The following is a 21,689-nucleotide window of genomic DNA, read 5'->3' on the forward strand; positions in this document are numbered from 1 at the left end:
AAGATAAAATAGTGTCTCAAAACAAATGTATTGTTATTAGTAAAAAAGTAGAACAATTATCAGCGTCAAATAAAACACAGCTATGATAACTTGATTTATTCACTTTTAGTTAACAGATTAATCCCAATTCACACTTAAGTGTAAGGGATCAAGTGATTATAAATAGAAACTCAGTAAACAATTCTGATACGATCAAAGTGTCACTTACTAACAATAAACATAGTCGAAACAGTCAAAATTACCAGCCAGGCCAATGGCTGTGGTTCGGGTTAGGTGTTGCTGGCATTGCCCTGTTATCTGCTGCTACAGGAGCATTGCTTGCAGTATCCCTAACCAGTAAACCATTAATGCAGACAAGCCTCAGTGCTGATGAAGCTGCAGTATTTGACGGAAATCGTATTTCTGGGAGTGGGCTGGGTTTTTCCGAATTAACTCGTCCTGTAAATATACTGGTCATGGGTATGAGTGTCCTAACTTCAGATGTAAGATACTCATCAGAAAAAACACAAAAACTGGGCTATTTGTCTCAACTGAATTCCTTTGATGGTCTTGCAGATGTCATACTTCTACTTAGATTCGATCCACAAAACAAAAAACTAGTTGTACTCTCTATCCCAAGAGATACTCGTGTTTTGATAGAAGGATACGGTATGAAGAAAATTAATTCTGCTAATCGTGAAGGTGGACCTGCTTTAACAGCAAGGACAGTAAGCAATCTTCTTAATGGAGTGACTATTGATCGCTATGTTCGAATTAATGTTTTGGGAGTTGGTAAACTGATTAATGCTTTGGGGGGTATAATAGTTAATGTGCCCAAAGATATGAAGTATCAGGATAATTCCCAGCACTTATATATTAACTTAAAAGCTGGAAGACAGCATCTTAATGGAAATCAAGCATTACAGCTATTGCGTTACCGTCGAGATGCACTCGGTGATATTGGCCGTATTCAACGACAACAAATAGTAATGCGTGCTTTAATCGAACAAAGCCTGAATCCTGTTACTCTTACGCGACTACCTCAAATTCTCAATGTAATTAAGGAAAATATTGATACCAATCTCACCCTAGAAGAAATATTAACGTTGTTAGGATTTGGTGCTAGAACTGATCGTTCTAATATGCAAATGTTAATGCTTCCTGGGTATTTTAGTAATCCAAGGGAATATAATGCCAGTTACTGGTTACCAAAGCACAGAAAAATACCGGCAATGATGAGCTGGTATTTTCGGAGTGAATCTAACAAAATCCCACAAATAACGCATCCAGAAACTTTAAAAATTGCTATTCAGAATCAAACAGGTAGTAAAAATATCAACTTCCGCCCTTTAATTGAAAGGTTACAAAAAGCCGGCTATAGTAGGATTTACTTTGCAAAAAGCTTCGGACTACCTCTGGGTATGACTCGCATTGTAGCCCAACAAGGGGATAGAAATAGTGCAAAATTGGTTCGTAATACTTTGCAACTAGGAGAAGTTAGGGTAGAAAGTACAGGCAATCTCAATTCCGATGTCAGTATACAAGTTGGTCAGGATTATTTAGAATAAGTGAAATTTTGGAATAACCAAGTTGAGTTCTAATAAGAATTTAAAGTATTTATAGTCCTACATGAGCTAGAAGAACCACTTGCATATCCACAATTCACAAAAATAGTGTTTACTCTTACAACAGGGAGCTTAACTTGGTTATTCTAACATACATAGAAGTAACAAATTGTATTGAAATCTGGTGTGTTTATTAAACCCTATCTATGAACCCTGAACCCAGTCTTGTAAAATTGGATTCACTAATTCAGGAACTTCATCTTGAGGACAATGTCCGACTCCATCTAGGGAAATAAATTTTTTTACTTGGGCAAATTCTGCTAATTTCCTACCTAAATGGATGGGCTCCCAAGGATCAGCGGATCCCCATAATATAATTGCTGGGCACTTTAATTGCGGTAGTAAATCTTCTGCCAAAGGACCACTAGAATAACCTGTAAAAGCAATAAATACATCTGCAGCTCCATACTCTCTTGCTGGTGAAGCAATTATTTCTACTAACTCATCTGTAACTGCTTCACGATGTATATAAGCCTGGAACAAAATATTTCTGATTGTTGAGGGATTAGCAATTTTTTTGAAGAAAAATTTACCTAAAGGCTTAAAAGTTAAGAATTTTTGTAATAATGGTGTTCCTATTCTCCAAAAAAGAGGTAAATCCTTGCGTTTATGGTCATGCATTAGTCTTAGGGAACAATTGATTAAAGCTACTCCTAAAACTAAATCAGGATTATTTACTGCTGCTTGCATCGCTACAATACAGCCAATTGAATTACCTACTAAAAATACAGGGACTCTAATAACCTCTCGGCAAAAATCAGTAATCTGTTGTCCCCATGTATCAAAGGTATAATTCAACTTATTCCCAGGCTGGGGTTTATCAGAAGCACCAAATCCTAGTAAGTCAATGGCATAAACTCGACTGTTTTTGGCTAGAACAGGTATATTTTTACGCCAATGTTTCCAGGAAGCTCCAAAGCCATGAACCATAAGTATAGATGGTCCTGTGATCCCTTGATTTTGATAACAAATATTAAACCCTTGCCAATTCCAAGTTTTTGCAGAACTTAGAAAACTAGTAGGAATAGAGGAAGCCATAATATATTCAAAGTCGTTGATTTATTAATTTTTAAAGACCAGACTTAAACAGAAGTAGAATTTACTTGGTAATTAGAACTCCAGGCATATACATAATTGTTACATCAGCTATAAAACTAAATCAATGAATATAATTTGTGTTTTGTAGGGAAAATTTTTTTGAGTTGTTATATATTAAAGAAGTTAATGTCTTTAAGCTATTGAGATATTTAAATAGTCATTACAAGAGTTGCCTATAGAATAATTCTGTAATTAGTGATAAGAGTTACTCCTGAAAAAAACTAAAATTTTTCTTCATAAGAAAATTGTCTTTTAAGCATATATAGACACATGTATAAAATTTGAATGAAAATAATATAGGGAAATACTGCCATTATAGATATTGATGCACAACAAATTAAGTAGTCATTAGCACTAATATTCTTCTGCTTTCTATCAAACTCAGTAGATTACCTTATCATTTTACATTCGCTGTCATGGATTTTACCATTGGAATAGCTTGAAAAGCCTTTATCTCTATACCATATGCTAATACAAAACAGTTGTCCCTGGTACAAGGGAAGAGTACTTCACCTTTAGATATTTTACATCCAAAGATTATGTTCTTAAGGTAACCCAGCTCTTATATTGACTAAATTTCCACTAATTCCAATTAAATTTCAATCTTTAATATAAATGATGGAAGATAATTAACATCTAGCCAATAGATATCATAAAAAATATATATATTATAAAGAACTAAAAATGATTACAATATGAAATTTTGTGCTTAAAAATAGATATTTATAGCATATACATATTACGAACTAAATTAGGTATAATTTGCTTTTTGTAGTTATATATTATTTTCCACATCATACCAATTCTTAGATAATTTGTCTATTTTACCCCAAGTATTAATCCTGTACTTTTTATAAAAATGTTGAATATTTTTAACCCATTAGTTTTATCATTACAGACTATATGGATTATGACTTCAACCTTATATTTCCCTTGGTATATTATTTGTTTATGTTAAAAGTCTAATTTAGACTACAAAAAATATCATCCTTTATGATCACAATTTTCTTTCTTAAATTGACTCTATACAAATACCCAAAATATAATATTTTCAAATAATAATTCTTATATTTGTACATTGTATATTAAATTTATCCTTGTAAGAATATGGGATTTCCATTTAATTAGCTTTTCTAGTATTTGTGCCAAATTAATGATAGTTTTTTCGATTGTAAAGGATTGGTAATTGTTTCAAAGAACCTCAGCCTTTAACAGTTGGCTGCCATTTCTTTAAGGCAGCCACTTTAATTCTTTTAGAGACATATAGGCACCCTCACTGCTATCTTAAATTGGAGGCAATTTCAAATTTTCTGATCGAGCTAAACTTCATGAGAACACATTACCGACGGATTTTACTGAAATTGAGTGGTGAAGCTTTAATGGGGAATATGAGTTATGGAATTGACTCAGAGGTGGTCAAAAAAATAGCTGGAGAGGTAGCAGAAGTCATAGCTACCGGTGTGCAAATGGCAATCGTGGTTGGTGGAGGTAATATTTTTCGTGGGATGAAGGCAGCATCAGCAGGTATGGATAGAGCAACTGCTGATTATATTGGTATGATCGCCACGGTTATGAATGCCCTAACTCTACAGGAGTCCCTAGAAAGAATAGGCGTCCAAACTAGAGTCCAAACGGCAATTGCCATGCAAGAGGTAGCTGAACCTTATATCCGCCGTCGAGCAATTCGCCATTTGGAAAAAACCCGGGTGGTCATTTTCGGTGCAGGCTCAGGAAATCCATTTTTTACTACTGATACCACTGCAGCTTTGCGAGCAGCAGAAATTGATGCGGAGGTAATTTTTAAGGCAACTAAAGTAGATGGCATATATGATGCTGATCCAGAAATTTATAAGGATGCTAAACGCTATCAAAGTTTGACCTATGCCCACGTTTTAGCTCAAGATTTAAGGGTTATGGATAGTACGGCAATTGCCCTATGCAAAGAAAATAATATTCCCATTCTTGTCTTTGACCTAACAGTGCATGGTAATATTCATCGTGCGGTTATGGGAGAAGCGATCGGCACCCTTGTTGGAGGTTCCTGTGAAATTATCTGAAGCTGAAATTACTATGAAAAAGACTATTGAAGCAACTCAACGGTCTTTCAACACTATTCGCACGGGTCGTGCCAATGCCAGTCTTTTAGACAAGGTAATGGTGGATTATTACGGTGCACCTACGCCTTTAAAGTCATTAACAAATATTAGTACTCCTGATGCAAGTACAATCATTATTCAACCCTATGATAGGGGAATCATGAATCTGGTTGAAAAGGCAATTTCCATGTCAGATGTTGGTTTAACCCCCAGCAACGATGGTTCTGTGATTAGGTTAAATATCCCCCCCCTGACTAGTGATCGCCGTAAAGAGTTAGTGAAATTAGCTGCCAAGTATGCTGAAGAAGGTAAGGTTAGTATTCGTAATATTCGACGTGATACAATGGAGTATATTCGCAAACAAGAAAAAAATTCCGAAATATCTAAGGATGAATCCCGAGATAAACAAGACAATCTGCAAAAATTGACAAGCAAGTATACTGCCAAAATAGATGAATTGCTGATAGAAAAAGAAAAAGATATTACCACTGTTTAATTATTTGTCTAGCAGAATAAAGGTTTGGGTTAAATCCTTAGTTTTTTTATCCTAATCTAGGAGATTTGAAGTCTATCTATAAAAATATAAGCTGTTATGAATTTAAACCTCGTGACAGTTTTTTATTTTTTCATAAAAGACTAGCTATTCCATAAACTATCAAGCTTAAATTCCAATAAAAAGAAATATACAAACATGAAAAATACATCTAAAATATGGGTCTAAGTAAAAAGTGTTTAAGAAAATTATGGTTACTTTGATCCATAATAATCAGTTATTTTTTCTTTCGTTTACAAAATCTCTGAATTATATGAAGACATCTTTTAAAGATAAAGTTTATTACTAATAAATAATCTTTTCTACTTATTATTTTTGCCTTCTCACATGTGGATAACACTATACTTATTTATATATATATCTTAATTAAGTAGGAATTAAATATCCAAGCACATGTTATTGACCATTTTTAATTTTGTATGGTCATTACATTTGTATTAGTGCTTTTCTTAATAGAAAGTCCCTAGGATATCAGAAAGATATTAGATAAATATGATGATAAATCTAGCTTAAATAATATAAATATTTATTCAGTATTATGGTCATGTAATAACGATAAAAAGCCATATGTAGCCCATGCTCTTCTAGTAGAGAAGGTAGATTATGTGTTTAACTACTTCACAGCAGAAGTAGTCTGTAATAATCTTCCCGGGAATACAAATACTTTGAAGCAAGACCCAGGTAATAACTAATAAGGCGAGATGATGATATAGCTCGGAAAAAAAGAATTCGCTGGAGCAGCCTATCATTTTCCCAGCATTGTCTAAAAGGCTATGAAAATCAACTCTACACCCCAAATTATATATAGTAATTTATAGTTAAAATATGGAAATATTGCCGGATATACTAAGAGTTACTTAGTACCTGAAGTAGGTGGATAAGTAAACAAAAAGGCAATTAATGTATTGTTTAATTGAGAACAAGCTGGGTATTATTAACCATCAAAATTTTTACTAAAGGGTAAGTTTGAGTTTATTTCTATTATTTCCTGTTGTTCCAACTCATTAACTTTGCGAATCTGAGCACAGAGTATATCATGTAAATAATTATTATAAAAACGATGTAAACTATGGTTGGGTTTTGCCGGAAATCCTCTGCGTTTTTTATGCTTACCACCTGCACCAGGATCAAAAATTTGTATTTTATTGGTAATTGCCCACTCAATTGGTGCATAGTAACAAACATCAAAATGTAGATTATTTATATCTTCACAACTACCCCAGTAACGCCCATAGAGGTACTCACTCTTGTATAAGCAAAAAGACATCCCTATAGGTTTATGCTTATTATTTTCATCATAGGCTGCTATTAGTATTACCCTATGACGATAGTTATATAGAAGCTCAAAAAATCTTTTGGTTAGATACTTACTACCCCACCCACCAAACTTATCACATGTGTCAGCATAGAAATCATACATTAACCTTAATAGGTCATTAGTAATATGATCACCAGTTAGAAATTGCATTTGTATGCCTTTCTCTACTATAGCCTTACGTTCGCGTTTGATATTTCGGCGCTGGCTTGAATTGAATATTGATAGATAATCATTGAATCTGTTGAATCCTAAATTCTTCCAGATATAGCTGTGATGTAACCAAGAGGCAAAACCCTGAATTTCTATTAGTGGTTTCCATTCAGGGTCAACAAATAAAAAATGGCAGCCACTTAATTGATATTTGATGCAGAAACGATCAATTTCATACAACATCATTGCTGTAATTTCTGCTTCATCTTCTGCTGGTGAAATTAAGAAACGATAACCTTCTACTGGTGTAAAAGGAGTCATTCCCAAAAGTTTGGGATAGTAATTGATCTCCAATAGTTCTGCTAAATCAGCCCATTGATGGTCAAAAACAAACTCACCATAACTATGACCCTTAAGGTATAATGGAGCTGCAGCAATTAGGTTATGCCCCTGCCATATGACTAGGTGATTGGGTAACCAGCCATACTTTGCAAGCACGCTACTGGAAATTTCTAAGTTATTCAACCACTCCCACTCTAGAAATGGAGTTTTTAGAGGAACTGCTAATTCATCCCATGCAGATTGGGGAATTTCAGCAATTTTCTGTGACCAAGTGACAGAGTAATTGGACTTGACTTTTTCCACCATTGCAGTTCATTTTAAGTAATATGTTAGGTTGTATAGGCATTGGTGTTGATTCAAGCTATGGATAGCTTCATCTAATGGTACTTTGATATTGCTTGAAAATACCGTCATTGCATTCTAATCAAAATAGTAGCAAGTACCAATAAGGATTTTGCCTGAAAATATACTTAGTTTTTTTAAACATCTGTGAATAATTGTAAGAATATCGCAAAACTTTCCATCTCGTCCATAGATAAAGTCCTCAATCCAATAGATAATATTATTCCCATCTATTAGATTCGATAAAAAGAAATAATTCACTAGGAATACAGTGTCCAAATATACCCTAATTATTAGGCCTTCAATTTGACTTAAAATTAAACTAATTTTTCCAACTATACCAATTGCGAATCCGAATAGGGGAAATACCAAGAGAGTAAGCAATAATAATAACTTGGTTCATTAAAGTCGTTTGCCAAACTCCCATTTTTAACCAACGCCTTGCGGATGTTACTACTGGTACTTGCAATGTGACAATTGAACCTCGGCATTTTAAATGGCAGATCAACTCAAAATCTTCCATTATTGGTATATTTGGAAACCCACCAACAGCCTGAAAAACTCCCCTTTTTATAAATATTGCTTGATCTCCATAGGGCATTTGCCAAAGTTGTGATCGCCAACTTACTCCTCTCTCAACCAAACGTAAACTTGGCAATTCTGAATCTATTTTCAGACTGAATGCTCCTGCAACTACACCTGGCTTTACCAAGGTTTGACGAATCATAGTATCAAATTTAGGAGGCAAATGAGTGTCTGCATGAAGAAACAACAGAATGTCCCCAGTTGAAGCTAAAGCTCCTGTATTCATTTGGATTGCGCGTCCGGGGGGAGAAATAATTAGTGGCAATCCTAAGTTTTGTATTAACTCAATAGTTCCATCACCAGAACCACCATCAACAACTATTAATTCTACATTTTGGCTATCTTTGATGGTAGTAAGAGTTGACTTTATGTGTTCTACCTCATTGAGGGTAGGAATAATAATAGAAATCTTCACTGTTTTGATACCAATATGGTAACACACTCAAATGATAATCCTGTCATTCTAATGAGTAAAATCATTATATTAATACAGCATTATGCTAATAAAGCATCATTACACAATGAGTGGGCTTGTATAATTGGAAGTGCTGATGTTTAATTTGTCTTGGGTTTCTCAAATCAAATCACGCCTGTAAATTTTATGTAATTGTCATATTATTAACTTGTCTCCAATGGTATTCGGGAGCAATGCTTTTAATCACTAAATCAATAAGTATGGGTTCAGCTGTTGAAATTAAAATGCTTGGATAGATGCAAGTTCCCCATTTAGGATGGATTAACATACGACACTTATTACGAATAATAGGATAATGAAGCAGGGCTTTTACAGTGGCAATATCATCATGAGGAATATCACCAGGATGAGAAAGTAAAGGATAGCCAGTACAAGGATCTACTATATCGCTTGGGTAACCATGATAATTTAGACTAACAGCTAGTTCAAAACCAAAATGTATGAAAATTCCCCTAAGTTTTTGTTTTTCACTCTCTATCTGTGGAGTAATTTCCATAATTGGAAAGTGTGATTGTTGCAAAATAATTACCACCCATAGTATTGGCTGATTTTGCCAATCTGGAAAAATGCGGTTGCGGTTTCTTTGAACATATTGACTGGGGGGATGAATAGTAATCTGAATTCCTTTTCCCTCTCTGCCAACAAAGTTAATTTGGCCGACATCTGCGTTTGAGCGAGCTACGGGATAATCCACTACTATTGCTATTTTGTAAATTGTTTTAATCTAATTTTAATCTAAATTATAAGGTTTATGGCTACTCTAATATTGTTGTGCTTTTTCCCTTCAAGATAATGATCCATAATATATATGGCTTCGCAAAATCTACTGCAAACCATCCTCTATTTTCCAAGTTCATAGTAAATGCACCTATCAACAGCATATCTAAATAATGCTATTGCTATAATTGAGGAGGGAATATTACTTGAGCCATATGTAACTAATGATTTTTTTGTAAAACTAACACCTGAAATAATTTCCAAAAAAAACAAATCGCAGATAAAACGAGTACAGATTACACTAGATAAATAGATTTTTTTGTTGACTTGGTTATCAGTTAATTATTAATCTGATCAGATAAGTATCTTCCTTTCGTAAGTTTTACTATAAAATACCAGTTGGTAAAATCTGGTGTGATCTCATCCTTGAGGTAACCCTTAAAACTTATAGCAAATGCATTAGCTATTTATTGCTGACTGAAAACAGATGGTATTAAATTGGGCCATAAATCTTATGATGAGAGTCAATTCATGTTATTTTGGGCTAGCTAGATACTTTATGCCGTAAATTTAGCTCATCAAAAAAGTTAGCATTTAAGCAAGCTAATGATGAAAAATTAGGGCATCTTGTAAAATTTGTAAGGTTCTTTGAGCTAGGAACAATGGGATCGACTTGCGTACGTATTGCAGTTGATGCAATGGGAGGGGATTACGCCCCCGGTGAAGTCGTTGCTGGCGCACTGCGGGCAAAAGAAGAGTTAGATGTGGAAGTTTTGTTGGTAGGAGATCCCCAGGAGATTGAAGCTAGCCTGCCAGCAAATGCAAGCTTGAATCATGTGGAAATTGTACCTGCTGAAGACACAATTTTCATGTATGAGGATGCTCTTATAGGTGTAAGACGCAAACCAAAGGCTTCAATTAATGTGGCTATGAGTTTAGTTAAGCAGGGTCAAGCAGAAGCTGTAGTTTCTGCTGGACACTCTGGGGCAGTCATGGGAGCAGCCCTATTGCGTTTGGGAAGACTAACAGGGATTGATCGTCCAGCAATTGGGGCTATATTCCCTACCATGATTGCTAGTAAGCAGGTACTGGTTCTAGATGTGGGGGCAAATGTAGACTGTCGTCCTAAATTTCTAGAGCAATTTGCCATGTTGGGTTCAGCTTACAGTCAATATGTATTAGGTGTTCCCAAACCCAAAGTGGGTTTATTAAACATTGGAGAAGAAGATTGTAAGGGTAATGATGCTGCTGTGCGTACTTATCAGATGCTCAAAGAAAATAGTCATATTAACTTTGTTGGTAATGCGGAAGGTAGGGATGTACTTTCTGGCGATTTTGATGTAATTGTATGTGATGGGTTTGTCGGCAACGTGTTGCTGAAATTTGCTGAGGCTTTAGGTAATATTGTTCTTCAAATTCTGAAGGAAGAGTTACCCCACGGGTGGCGAGGTCAAATCGGTACAGCAGTTTTAAAACCCAATCTTAAAAATATTAAACAACGCATAGATCATGCAGAACATGGGGGTGCTTTACTTTTAGGCGTAAATGGGATTTGTGTGATTGGTCATGGTAGCTCCCAAGCACCTTCTATTTTTAATGCTATTAGAATGGCAAAGGAAGCTGTAGATCATCAGGTTTTACAAAGAATTCAATCCCAATACCAGAGTCTACAACATGAGAGTGGCTAGAAGGAATGAGTTCATAGTTAACGGATTCGCACATGTAAGTAATATCCTTAACTACTGACAACTTTCTAATAACTTATAGCCAATAACTTTGGAGGCTAGGCGTGCAGAATTTAGGAATAGCAATTACAGGAAGTGGCTCAGCAATACCTAAAACTTCTCTTGATAATCAGGGGATAATGAATTTCGTGGATACTTGTGATGAGTGGGTTACCACCAGAACTGGTATTCGCCAACGACATTTAGCTAGTTGTAATGATTCATTAACCCAACTTGCCTCAGTATCAGCAAAAAATGCGATTGCTATGGCAGGAATTACACCCCAAGAGATTGATTTGATTCTTCTGGCAACTTCTACCCCCGATGATTTGTTTGGTAGTGCTTGTCAAATTCAAGGAAGAATAGGAGCAACTAGAGCTGTAGCCTTTGATTTGACTGCTGCTTGCTCCGGTTTTATATTTGGTATGGTAACAGCTGCCCAATACATTAGAACAGGAGTATTTCAAAATGCCTTGTTAATTGGGGCGGATATTCTCTCTCGTTGGGTAGATTGGGAAGATAGACGTACTTGTGTGCTATTTGGCGATGGTGCGGGAGCCATAGTTTTACAGTCTAATCAGAGTGACCGCTTATTAAGCTTTGAACTAAGAAGTGATGGTACACAAAATGACAGTCTAAATCTTGCATATGTACCCCAATGCCGGAATCTAACAGATAATATTACTGTCAGTACGGGGAATTTCCAAAGTATTTCTATGAATGGAAAAGAAGTATATAAGTTTGCTGTGCAAAAAGTGCCAGAAATTATTGATAAAGCCCTATTCCGTGCCAATTTAACAGTAGAAGACATTGATTGGTTACTTTTACATCAGGCAAACCAGCGTATTCTTGATGCTGTTGCCCAACGGCTAAAAGTGCCTGAGCATAAAGTGATTAGCAACTTAGCTTCTTATGGTAATACTTCTGCTGCTTCCATACCTATAGCATTAGATGAGGCAATAAGACAAGGAAAAATCCAGCCTAATCATGTGATTGCCGCGTCTGGTTTTGGTGCTGGATTAACTTGGGGCTCTGTGATTTTCCAATGGGCAAGAGGCTAAATTAAATGTCGAGGTAACAGGGTTAATCTTTGTATGTATCCTAGAACCAAGGAGTTAGAGTGTAAATATTCAATATTCAATCTCAAATCCTAAACTAATCCAATATCCAAATAATATCTAAAATACAATTTTTTTTGAATGACTAAGACTGCATGGGTTTTTCCTGGACAAGGTTCCCAAAATCAGGGAATGGGAGACGATTTAAGAGCCCACCCATTGGCAAAAGAAAAATTTGCTTGGGCTAAGAATATTTTGGGTTGGTCTTTAATTGATATATGCCATAATAAACCTGATAAGCTATTAGAAACCCTCTACACACAGCCTTGCCTCTATATAGTAGAAACTATTCTTGCTGACTTGATCAGGCAAAAGCAGCAACCAGATTTAGTTGCTGGCCATAGTTTAGGAGAATACGTTGCTTTGTATGTTGCTGGAGTATTCGAATGGTCAACGGGACTTCAGTTAGTGAAGTCCCGTGCCGAACTAATGAATAGTGCTTCTGGAGGAATGATGGCAGCTTTAATTAAATTTGATAGGAAACAATTAGAAAATGCCATTGCTAATAACCCCGAGGTGTTTCTCGCTAATGATAACAGTCCTAATCAAGTTGTTATTTCTGGTACTCCCAAAGCAGTAAAATTAGTGATCTCACAGGTTAAAAGTAAAAGGACAATTCCCTTAAAAGTTTCTGGTGCATTTCACTCCAATATTATGAAACCGGCTTCCCAGAAATTCAAGGATATATTAACATCAGTAGAATTTCTAGATGCTAATATACCCGTATTATCTAATACTGAACCAACTCCGTCAGTATCAGCCAAGATATTAAAACAGCGTCTTATGAAACAGATGACTAGTGTAGTGCGTTGGCGTGAGATAGCCTTAGCTCTTCCAGAAGAAGGAGTTGAAAAGGTTATAGAAATTGGGCCGGGAAATGTTTTAACTGGCTTAATTAAACGCACTTGTCCTAATTTAATTCTGGAAAATATTCAGAGTATATCTGATATTGAAAATTGATATTTAAGACTTAGAGAGAATTTTTTTATTTTACTTCTCTTACTTGGTAGTTAAATTTTTTCTTGCTATCCTCTATTTATCCAAAATATGTTCCAAAGCCGCGAACCGCTTATTAGTCTTATGCTTTACTACGCCTTTAAATGGTTTGTAGTTAGTCCTGTTTTACATACCTACTTTCGGGGTAGAATTTATGGCATGGAAAATGTACCTCGAACAGGGCCTTTGGTAATAGTTAGTAATCATGCGAGTAATTTTGATCCACCTATTCTTTCTAGTTGTGTCTGCCGTCCTGTAGCATATATGGCAAAAAAAGAACTTTTTCAGATCCCCATATTAGGGCAGGCTATCGAGTTATATGGAGCTTATCCAGTAAGTAGAGGTGCAGCTGATCGCAATGCTATTCGTTCAGCCTTAAAATACTTAGAAGGTGGTTGGGCTATAGGGTTATTTTTACAGGGTACCCGCACTCCTAATGGGAAAATTACAGATCCAAAAAGAGGTGCAGTCTTAATTTCTGCTAAGGCAAAGGCTCCTCTCTTGCCTGTATGCTTGTGGGGGACAGAAGCAATAAAAGTAGGAGGTGGTATCTTGCCCCGCCCTGTGCCAGTAACAATAAGGATTGGCAATATTATTAATCATTCTCAATCTACTGGGAAAGAAGAATTAGACTTAGTAACACAAAAATGTACAGCAGCAATTAATGATTTGCATGATTTAGGCAGATAATTCTACTCTGACAATACAAGGATTATACTTAAAGCTATAAATCAAATAGAAACTAACAAATGACTTGACTCTATTTTAGGAATAATTACAAGGCTTCAATACTTTCGTTATAGATAGCCTATACCTGAAATAAAATATTTTAGGTATAAAGAAGTACATATTTTTATCTCAGAACAAGTCTGAATAATATCAAGAGTAAATTTTATACCGACTATCATAAAATTTTGCTTTCTTAATATAACAAATTCCATGAGAAACATAAAATACTCTATCTAACTTCTAATTTTCAAGATCCAAAACCAAAAGCCAATGACTAATCAAGATTTAAGAGTACAATTACAAGAAAACTTAGATGAGGCAGAGTGGGACTGGTTAATTCCCCATGCAAAAAGAGATGCAATTATTGTCGTGAAGACAGGATTAGAATTAATAGAAGTAGGGGCTGCAGTAGCTTCTGATGATACAGAAAAAGTAGGCTTGTGGATTAGTGAAGCTTTAATTACTAAACCTTCTATAGAAGAAATAGGCGAATGGAATAGGCATCGTACAAAGCGGTTTTACACTCTAATTGTGCAGCCTTATGTGTTAGTAAAAGCCAAGTAATAATCCAAAATAAAAAAACTATAAAGCAGAAGTTATGGGGTAGGGATAATAATACTTAATTAATGAGGATATTTTGAAAGCCTTCTATTTGTAGCAACAAACATAGCCTTGGGCCCTGATAAATCTCTCAGGTGTTAGTTTAGGAATAAAAGCACCACCAGAAAATATCTCATATGTCTAAATTGTTAATTTATTGATCCTGACTACTAAGGTAAGCAGAAATATCTAATAATGAAATCTCAAAGTATATATTTTCAAGTCTAAGTTTTTGAGGATAATACTAAGTGTTTATATTATGAAAAACTCGATATATAAATAAGGATAATAAGATTGTACTAATTAAATAGCTATAAGAACTATGCTGATTAAGAGTTTTAAGTTGAAAATATTATTTATGATTGTCAAGCTATGACTAACAATATAAGAACTATTATATATTAATCGCGTGCAATTAAGCATATCTTAATAACTATGCATCCTAGTTTAGAAGAATCACTAAAATACTACTTTGGTTACGATAATTTTCGTCTTGGACAAAGAAGAATTATTGAGGATGCAATGCAAAATAGGGATTTGCTAGTAATTATGCCTACTGGTGGTGGGAAATCTATCTGTTTTCAGTTACCAGCATTAATGAAATCAGGCTTAACGGTAGTCATTTCTCCATTAATTGCATTAATGCAAGACCAAGTGGAAACTTTACAAAAGAACGGCATTGCAGCAACTTTTCTTAATAGTAGTTTAAACCAATATCAAATCCGAACACGGGAACAAAAAATCATAGATGGTAAAGTGAAGCTACTTTATATTGCGCCTGAAAAACTTGTTAGCGGAAAGTTTTTACCATTTCTTGATTTAGTTGAGCATGAGGTAGGTATTTCTGCATTTGCAATTGATGAAGCACATTGTATATCAGAATGGGGGCATGATTTTCGTCCCGAATACAGCAAGTTAAAAGTACTGAGAGTTCGGCTTCCCCATGTGCCTATTTTTGCGTTAACTGCAACAGCTACAGATAGGGTTCGTAATGATATAATTATCAAATTAGGACTAAGACAACCCAGCATCCATATAGCAAGTTTTAATCGTCAAAATCTTTACTATGAAGTACGAGAGAAAAATAGGAATACTTACAGAGAAATTGTAGATTTTATAGGGAAAAGTGATGGCCCAGGGATTATCTATTGTTTGACACGCAAACAGGTCGAAGAGATTGCTTTTAAACTCCAACATGATAGTATTTCTGCCCTACCTTATCATGCAGGATTAAGTGATAAGGTACGTACCCAAAATCAAACCAAATTTATCCAGGGTGATGTACGGGTGATGATAGCAACTATTGCTTTTGGTATGGGTATTAATAAGCCTGATGTACGTTTCGTAATACACTATTGTTTACCTCGAAATTTGGAAAGTTATTATCAAGAATCTGGAAGAGCTGGTAGAGATGGAGAGTTATCTCTGTGTGCAATATTTTTTGACTATAGTGATATCAAGACCATTGAATGGAGTATCAATCAAAAAAATAATCTTCAGGAACAGTTGATTGCTAAACAACAGCTACGGCAAATGGTTGATTATGTGGAAAGTACAATTTGCCGACGCACAATCCAATTAGGTTATTTTGGGGAGCAATTTGCTGGTAACTGTGGCAATTGTGATAACTGTCTTAATCCACAACCTGTAGAAGATTGGACGCTAGAAGCAATGAAGTTTTTATCCTGCGTAGCTCGTTGTAAGGAAAAATTTGGTATGAGCCATATCATCGATGTATTACAGGGCTCTCAAAATCAGAAAGTAATGCGATACAAACATAATGAACTCTCTACCCATGGTATTGGGAAGAATAGAAGCATAGACGAATGGAGGAACTTGGCGCGATCATTACTCCACCAGGGTCTGCTCACACAAACTGATGATGGCTATTCTATACTCAAGTTGAACCATTTGAGTTGGAAAGTTATGCGACAACAGCGTCAAGTAAAACTATCAATTCCTATTAGACTTCAAACTACTACATATCATGGTAATCCTAAAGTTAGAATCGCAGATATATTACTTAACAGATTGCGATCCCTACGCAGAGAATTAGCAGACCAACAATCTGTACAACCCCATGTTATTTTTACTGATTCTGTCTTAGAACTCATATCACAGGTACAACCCCAGACTAAAGAAAAATTAGGCGAAATCTCTGGAATTGATAGTCATAAACTTTATCAATATGGTGATAGCTTATTAACAGAAATCCGTACCTGCTGCCAAGAGCACAATTCATCTCTATCTCTAATCCAAGTTAAACAGAACAACAACCATCCTTCTAGTACTGAGCTATTAACTTTACAACTCTATCAACAAAGTCTGAATATTAAACAAATTGCTGTCCAAAGAAATCTCCATCCCACTACAATTATTTATCATCTCTGCAAGTTAATAGAAAAAAATCAACCAGTAGATATTAATCACTTTGTATCTAAGGAGAAACAAAAAGAAATTCTACAATCACTAGATAGTTTAGGAGATATTTCCATGAAAACTATCAAAGAATATTTGGGAGATAGCTATAGTTATGATGAAATTCGTTTCGTAAGAAGTACATGGCGAAATCAAAACCGCAAATAATTGTGATTACATCACATATCAACTTTTAATAGATTTGTTAGAGAAAAAGAAATAATGAAAATTAAATAACTAGTATGTAAGCAATACTGGTTATTAAGAGGGTATCAAAGCAAGTTGATGACTAATGTTTGCTGGAAGTGACATAATTCAAGAAAAAAATCTTCAAGACCCTATGATTAGACTTCATTCTAGTCTGTAAGAATTCATTAAAAACTTGGGTTAGGTGGGGCTAATTAGTTTATTTCTAGCAAAGTGTAATACAATCTTATTAGTTATAATATCTACATCTGTAAAAGTAAAAATTATTTTTCTGAGAAAAGATAATATAAATGTACAAGCAGGCTATTACTTGGCAAAAGCCTGGGAAATGATATTTAATATCCTCTAATTTTTGGAACTATTTATTCCTTATCAAGCTCCGTAAGATATTGGAGTGCCTGGAAATTAGCACTGATTCTTCAGGAATATTTGGTTGAGTTCCTAAGTTATATTTTGTAAATATTTTTACTTCGCAAATATTTTTACATAGTTACAATCATGAAGGCATTCATTATTGCTTGTTTGTTTTGTCCAAGTGCTGATGAAAGAACAACCAAAGTGAATTTTTGATGCGGTAATATCACCTTAGATCAACTAACTTGCTTAAGGTAGTTGATCTAACTGATTACAATCTGTGTTCAAGATGCAATATTTAGTTCATAATGCCATTATGCGCTTAAATCTAAAGAAAATATAAAATTAACAGTGGTGTTTGGAGGATCAACGTGTTTATAAGACTAGCGCAACAACACCGACTATTTGTTCAGGAACTTGTAATGAATTTACAAGCATTGGCAATTGTCCTTGAAAGACAGGGATATACTGCCTCATGCTATACTTGTGGGAATCAAAGGAATAGCGCTTCTTTTATGGTCAGCTTAGGAGAAAACCACTTGATTCGCTTTTTAGTATCAGATTATGGAATTACCTGGACTGAAATGCGGGATGATCATGAATTAATGAAATTAGAGGGTGCTGAAGCCATAAGCCAATTAAAAGAACTTTCTAATCTAATCAAGGAATTTATACCTATTCATATAGGCAAAAAAACTCTAGTAAAACGATAGCATTAACAACCATTCATAAGACAATAAAAAATCAAGATTATGAACAGGCCATTTAGTTTTTGTTAGGGATTAATTATTGTTCACCGAGCAGTACTTACACTAGCAATTCACGTTGGGTTACTAGTGTAAGTACTGCTCGGTCTGTTTACAATATATAGCTTACAAATTTGATGATATGCAATTAATAAAATTGCAGCAAGGTTCTGACTACTATGCTTGTCAAGCCTAAGTCACACGTATAAATTAATCGAAGAAAATTAAACCCCAATATATTTAATTTTCTTAAAATAAAAGTTATTGCTTATTCTTTAGACAAGGTACAATGACTTTCTGTATCAGAAAGTCATGTCTATATAAAATCTGTAAGCATCATTGAACAAACGATTTAATATTTAAATGTATACATGCATTTAAAAGTTAGTTTAAATATACGACAGATTATTCAGAGATTATTTGAGATGGGAATTATCTCCAAATAAATGGAAAAGGCACAGGTAGAATATTTTGCTTCTATTTCGTATTAACTATGCTGATTTTGTAGTTTTGGGTTATGACTTACTAGTGATTGAATCCATATTCTATTACGATCCTATTAAGTAAAGGACTAAAGCAATTGTGAAAACTCTTATAGACCTCATTAGTGTGCATATAAATTATGATTATAAAATTATTTCTAGTGGTGGTAAGCAATTGTTTGTTACTACTAAAGCTATATTAGTTTCTATGGATAGAAAAAAGGTAAAACTATACTTGAATGACCTTTAAAAATTAAGGATATTTTAATGAAAGTTGTAGGAGAACAAGTAAATAAAAGGCCGTTGACAGTTTTCAGTAACCCAAACTACCAGTAAGCTCCTAAATATATCTACAAATTCCTCTAGAAATTTAACTACTATAAAAAATCATTATTTGGAATTTTTGTATCATTACTTATAAAACAAATACTTGTAAATTTTTTAGCAGACACCGCATGATTTTCAATTGTTGTAAATGCGTCATTGAAGTTGCTCTAGTAATATCTAATATTCTATATTAGTGTTCTCCCATACTAAATAGAATGATTAGTCTTCCTTACCCACTAACTTTTCTAATAACCTCAAAGTAGATAAACTAACAAGGCAGATAGTTTACTCCTAAAACCAATTTAGCATTCTAGATGTTTGCAATGTTAACATCATTGAAAATAATTTGGATACATTCTTCTACCTTTATCAACATGGGAGTAATGGGGTAGTTTAATGCTAATTATTAATCACTGTCATTGTTGGATTTTCTGGGGTATTAATGTGATAATAAGTTGCTAATAAATCAAAATACTCTCAATCGTGGGTACTTTAAACAATAACTGCAAATAATGAATTGCCATTTCTTAAGAAGTTATAGGTGAAAGTGATATATACTAAATTAGTGTCGGTTAATTCCAATTGTTAAAAATCCATCAAGATTTGTTAAAAATCCCTCAGAATGTATATTGACGACAGGTTATGCCAGGCTGTTTGTCATTTCTTATTGATTCATTAACTTTTAGGGAAATTTAATATTACTATGGATAAATAGAAGTATTTAAATTGGAGTTCAAACTCCGTTGCCCACATGCAAGGCAGCTAAATGTTTTGAGGTTGTTGGTAGAGAGTATGACTTTTAAGACTTCTATCTGTTAGAACAACAAATACTAACCTGATCTCGTTGTTATTTAGGCCGGGAAATTGAGTTCTTGTCTTGGAGTGATGGTATGAACATGCATGACATTTTTGTTGAGCCTTGACTGGATAACCATTATGAGGACTCAAATCGTTAGAATTAGTTGACCCTTATTAAAGGTGTATGGAGAATAATAGGAATTGAGGTGTAATAGGATTAGTCATAGCCCTTAAGGTAAGACGAAGCAAAGTAAATGAAAGTTTAAATGTTTAACATAAACACTTCATTAATCGCGCTGTCTGCTAATGCAAAGTTAAGTTGAGAAGTTCTAAGATTTGACTGACAATACAGGAGGATAACATGAGAATTCTGGTATTAGCTCCTATAATAATTAATCTAGGGGAATTGGATGCTACCTGAAATATTTTTGATGAGAGGTTAGAAGATGACTATCTCCACTATTAACCCCGCCACGGGGGAACTGTTAAAAACATTTACCCCCCTCAGTAACGAGGAGATTTCTGCCAAAATTCATTTAGCACAACAGGCTTTTGAAACATATCGACATACTAATTTTCAACAGCGATCACACCTATTAGAGTCCTGTGCTGATATTTTGAAGCAAGGGAAAGCTGATTTCGCCAAGTTAATGACTCTAGAAATGGGTAAGACTTATAAAAGCGCAGTCGCAGAAGTAGAAAAATGTTTGCTGGTGTGTAATTACTATGCCGAGAACGGGGCCGAATTTCTTTCAGATAAAACCGTTCAAACTGATGCTAGCCAAAGTTTTGTTAGATATCAACCTCTGGGGATAATTTTAGCTGTAATGCCTTGGAATTTCCCTTTTTGGCAAGTATTTCGTTTTGCTGCACCTGCACTAATGGCAGGGAATGTTGCCCTACTCAAACATGCTTCTAATGTACCTCAATGTGCCTTAGCCATCGAAGAGATTTTCCATAAAGCAGGTTTTGCTAATGGAATATTTCAAACCCTCTTAATTGGTGCAAATCAAGTATCACCACTAATAGCAGACCAACGAGTAAAAGCTGCTACATTGACTGGTAGTGAACCTGCAGGTATTTCCTTAGCTGCTACATCAGGAATGCATATCAAAAAAACTGTGTTGGAATTGGGTGGTAGCGACCCATTTATTGTTTTATCAAGTGCCAATTTAAAGGCGGCTGCAGTAACTGGGACAACATCACGGATGTTAAATAATGGACAATCTTGTATTGCAGCAAAACGCTTTATTGTAATTGATTCAATTGCAGATGAGTTTGAAAAACTCCTAATAGAAGAGTTTCAAGCATTAAAAATTGGCGATCCCATGCTTCCGGAAACTGATATTGGGCCTTTGGCAACCAATAAAATTCTTGAGGATATAGACCAAAAAGTGCAGAAAGCCATAAATGCTGGGGCAAAACTAGTTTTAGGTGGTAAACCTATACAAAATAATTCCGGTAACTACTACCCACCAACCCTAATTGTTGACATTCTCCCAGAAAATCCTGTGGCTAGAGAAGAATTTTTTGGACCTGTAGGGATGTTATTTCGGGTTCCAGATATTGATACAGCAATTCAATTGGCTAATGATACCCCTTTTGGGCTTGGTGCCAGCGCTTGGACAAATGATCCCCAGGAGCAGCAATACTTAATTAACGAAATTGAAGCTGGAGCAGTATTTATCAATGGTATAGTTAAATCCGATCCTCGTATGCCTTTCGGTGGCGTAAAACGGTCTGGATACGGAAGAGAATTAAGTATTCAAGGCATACATGAGTTTGTTAATGTTAAAACTATATGGGTAAAGCAAATTTCATAACAAATCAGTCTCAAAAATAATTTGACAAATACATTGTCCAGTAAATGTATTTTGATGTAAATCTTAAGTAATTTTTACAACTGAAAA

Annotated in this window: 15 protein-coding genes; 11 read left to right on the top strand and 4 right to left on the bottom strand. The window is 34.8% G+C overall.

From position 1 onward, the window contains the following. Window positions 1–152: 152 nt before the first annotated feature. The gene (locus RINTHH_RS05935; protein ID WP_008234177.1) at window positions 153–1,547 is read left to right on the top strand and encodes an LCP family protein; all 1,395 of its coding nucleotides are present in this window, start codon (window positions 153–155) and stop codon (window positions 1,545–1,547) included. A 201-nt stretch (window positions 1,548–1,748) separates the two neighbouring features. On the opposite strand, the gene RINTHH_RS05940 is transcribed toward RINTHH_RS05935, so the two are convergent. Then, entirely contained in the window at window positions 1,749–2,642 is an 894-nt protein-coding gene (locus RINTHH_RS05940) for an alpha/beta fold hydrolase (protein WP_008234178.1), read from the bottom strand. 1,388 nt (window positions 2,643–4,030) lie between these two features. Here RINTHH_RS05940 and pyrH point away from each other — a divergent pair. Both pyrH and frr read left to right on the top strand, forming a co-directional pair. Continuing rightward, window positions 4,031–4,759: a UMP kinase gene (pyrH, locus tag RINTHH_RS05945; RefSeq protein ID WP_008234181.1), complete on the top strand. Its 729-nt coding sequence runs from the start codon at window positions 4,031–4,033 to the stop codon at window positions 4,757–4,759. After that, entirely contained in the window at window positions 4,746–5,294 is a 549-nt protein-coding gene (gene frr / locus RINTHH_RS05950; RefSeq protein WP_008234183.1) for a ribosome recycling factor, read from the top strand. The genes pyrH and frr overlap by 14 nt, the downstream gene beginning before the upstream one ends. Window positions 5,295–6,285: 991 nt before the next feature. On the opposite strand, the gene RINTHH_RS05955 is transcribed toward frr, so the two are convergent. The 3 genes from RINTHH_RS05955 to RINTHH_RS05965 form a co-directional block, all read right to left on the bottom strand. Beyond that, a complete protein-coding gene (locus RINTHH_RS05955) occupies window positions 6,286–7,467 on the bottom strand; it encodes a GNAT family N-acetyltransferase (protein WP_008234185.1) in 1,182 nt (393 codons plus the stop codon). A 358-nt stretch (window positions 7,468–7,825) separates the two neighbouring features. Then, window positions 7,826–8,512, bottom strand: a complete 687-nt coding sequence (locus tag RINTHH_RS05960; protein WP_196794894.1) for a TIGR04283 family arsenosugar biosynthesis glycosyltransferase — start codon at window positions 8,510–8,512, stop codon at window positions 7,826–7,828. A 175-nt stretch (window positions 8,513–8,687) separates the two neighbouring features. After that, window positions 8,688–9,257 carry a methylmalonic aciduria and homocystinuria type D protein gene (locus tag RINTHH_RS05965; protein ID WP_008234188.1) on the bottom strand — a complete coding sequence of 190 codons (570 nt, stop codon included), beginning with the start codon at window positions 9,255–9,257 and terminating at the stop codon, window positions 8,688–8,690. 685 nt (window positions 9,258–9,942) lie between these two features. Here RINTHH_RS05965 and plsX point away from each other — a divergent pair. The 8 genes from plsX (at window position 9,943) to RINTHH_RS06005 (ending at window position 21,602) form a co-directional block, all read left to right on the top strand. Next, on the top strand, window positions 9,943–10,968 hold the full coding sequence (plsX, locus tag RINTHH_RS05970; RefSeq protein WP_008234190.1) for a phosphate acyltransferase PlsX: 1,026 nt from the start codon (window positions 9,943–9,945) through the stop codon (window positions 10,966–10,968). Window positions 10,969–11,069: 101 nt separating this feature from the next. After that, window positions 11,070–12,065, top strand: a complete 996-nt coding sequence (locus RINTHH_RS05975) for a beta-ketoacyl-ACP synthase 3 (RefSeq protein ID WP_008234192.1) — start codon at window positions 11,070–11,072, stop codon at window positions 12,063–12,065. A 138-nt stretch (window positions 12,066–12,203) separates the two neighbouring features. Next, window positions 12,204–13,082, top strand: a complete 879-nt coding sequence (gene fabD / locus RINTHH_RS05980) for an ACP S-malonyltransferase (RefSeq protein ID WP_008234194.1) — start codon at window positions 12,204–12,206, stop codon at window positions 13,080–13,082. 87 nt (window positions 13,083–13,169) lie between these two features. Then, window positions 13,170–13,808, top strand: coding sequence for a lysophospholipid acyltransferase family protein (locus RINTHH_RS05985; RefSeq protein ID WP_008234196.1), 639 nt, complete (start codon window positions 13,170–13,172; stop codon window positions 13,806–13,808). A 309-nt stretch (window positions 13,809–14,117) separates the two neighbouring features. After that, complete coding sequence (locus RINTHH_RS05990; RefSeq protein WP_008234198.1) at window positions 14,118–14,411, top strand: DUF2288 domain-containing protein; 294 nt, start codon at window positions 14,118–14,120, stop codon at window positions 14,409–14,411. 465 nt (window positions 14,412–14,876) lie between these two features. Next, the gene (recQ, locus tag RINTHH_RS05995) at window positions 14,877–17,033 is read left to right on the top strand and encodes a DNA helicase RecQ (protein ID WP_044304733.1); all 2,157 of its coding nucleotides are present in this window, start codon (window positions 14,877–14,879) and stop codon (window positions 17,031–17,033) included. Window positions 17,034–17,797: 764 nt separating this feature from the next. After that, window positions 17,798–18,139: a DUF1815 family protein gene (locus RINTHH_RS06000; RefSeq protein WP_044304735.1), complete on the top strand. Its 342-nt coding sequence runs from the start codon at window positions 17,798–17,800 to the stop codon at window positions 18,137–18,139. A gap of 2,086 nt (window positions 18,140–20,225) precedes the next feature. After that, window positions 20,226–21,602: an NAD-dependent succinate-semialdehyde dehydrogenase gene (locus tag RINTHH_RS06005; protein WP_008234206.1), complete on the top strand. Its 1,377-nt coding sequence runs from the start codon at window positions 20,226–20,228 to the stop codon at window positions 21,600–21,602. Window positions 21,603–21,689 lie beyond the last annotated feature (87 nt).

The organism is Richelia intracellularis HH01 (assembly GCF_000350105.1).
GTDB lineage: Bacteria > Cyanobacteriota > Cyanobacteriia > Cyanobacteriales > Nostocaceae > Richelia > Richelia intracellularis.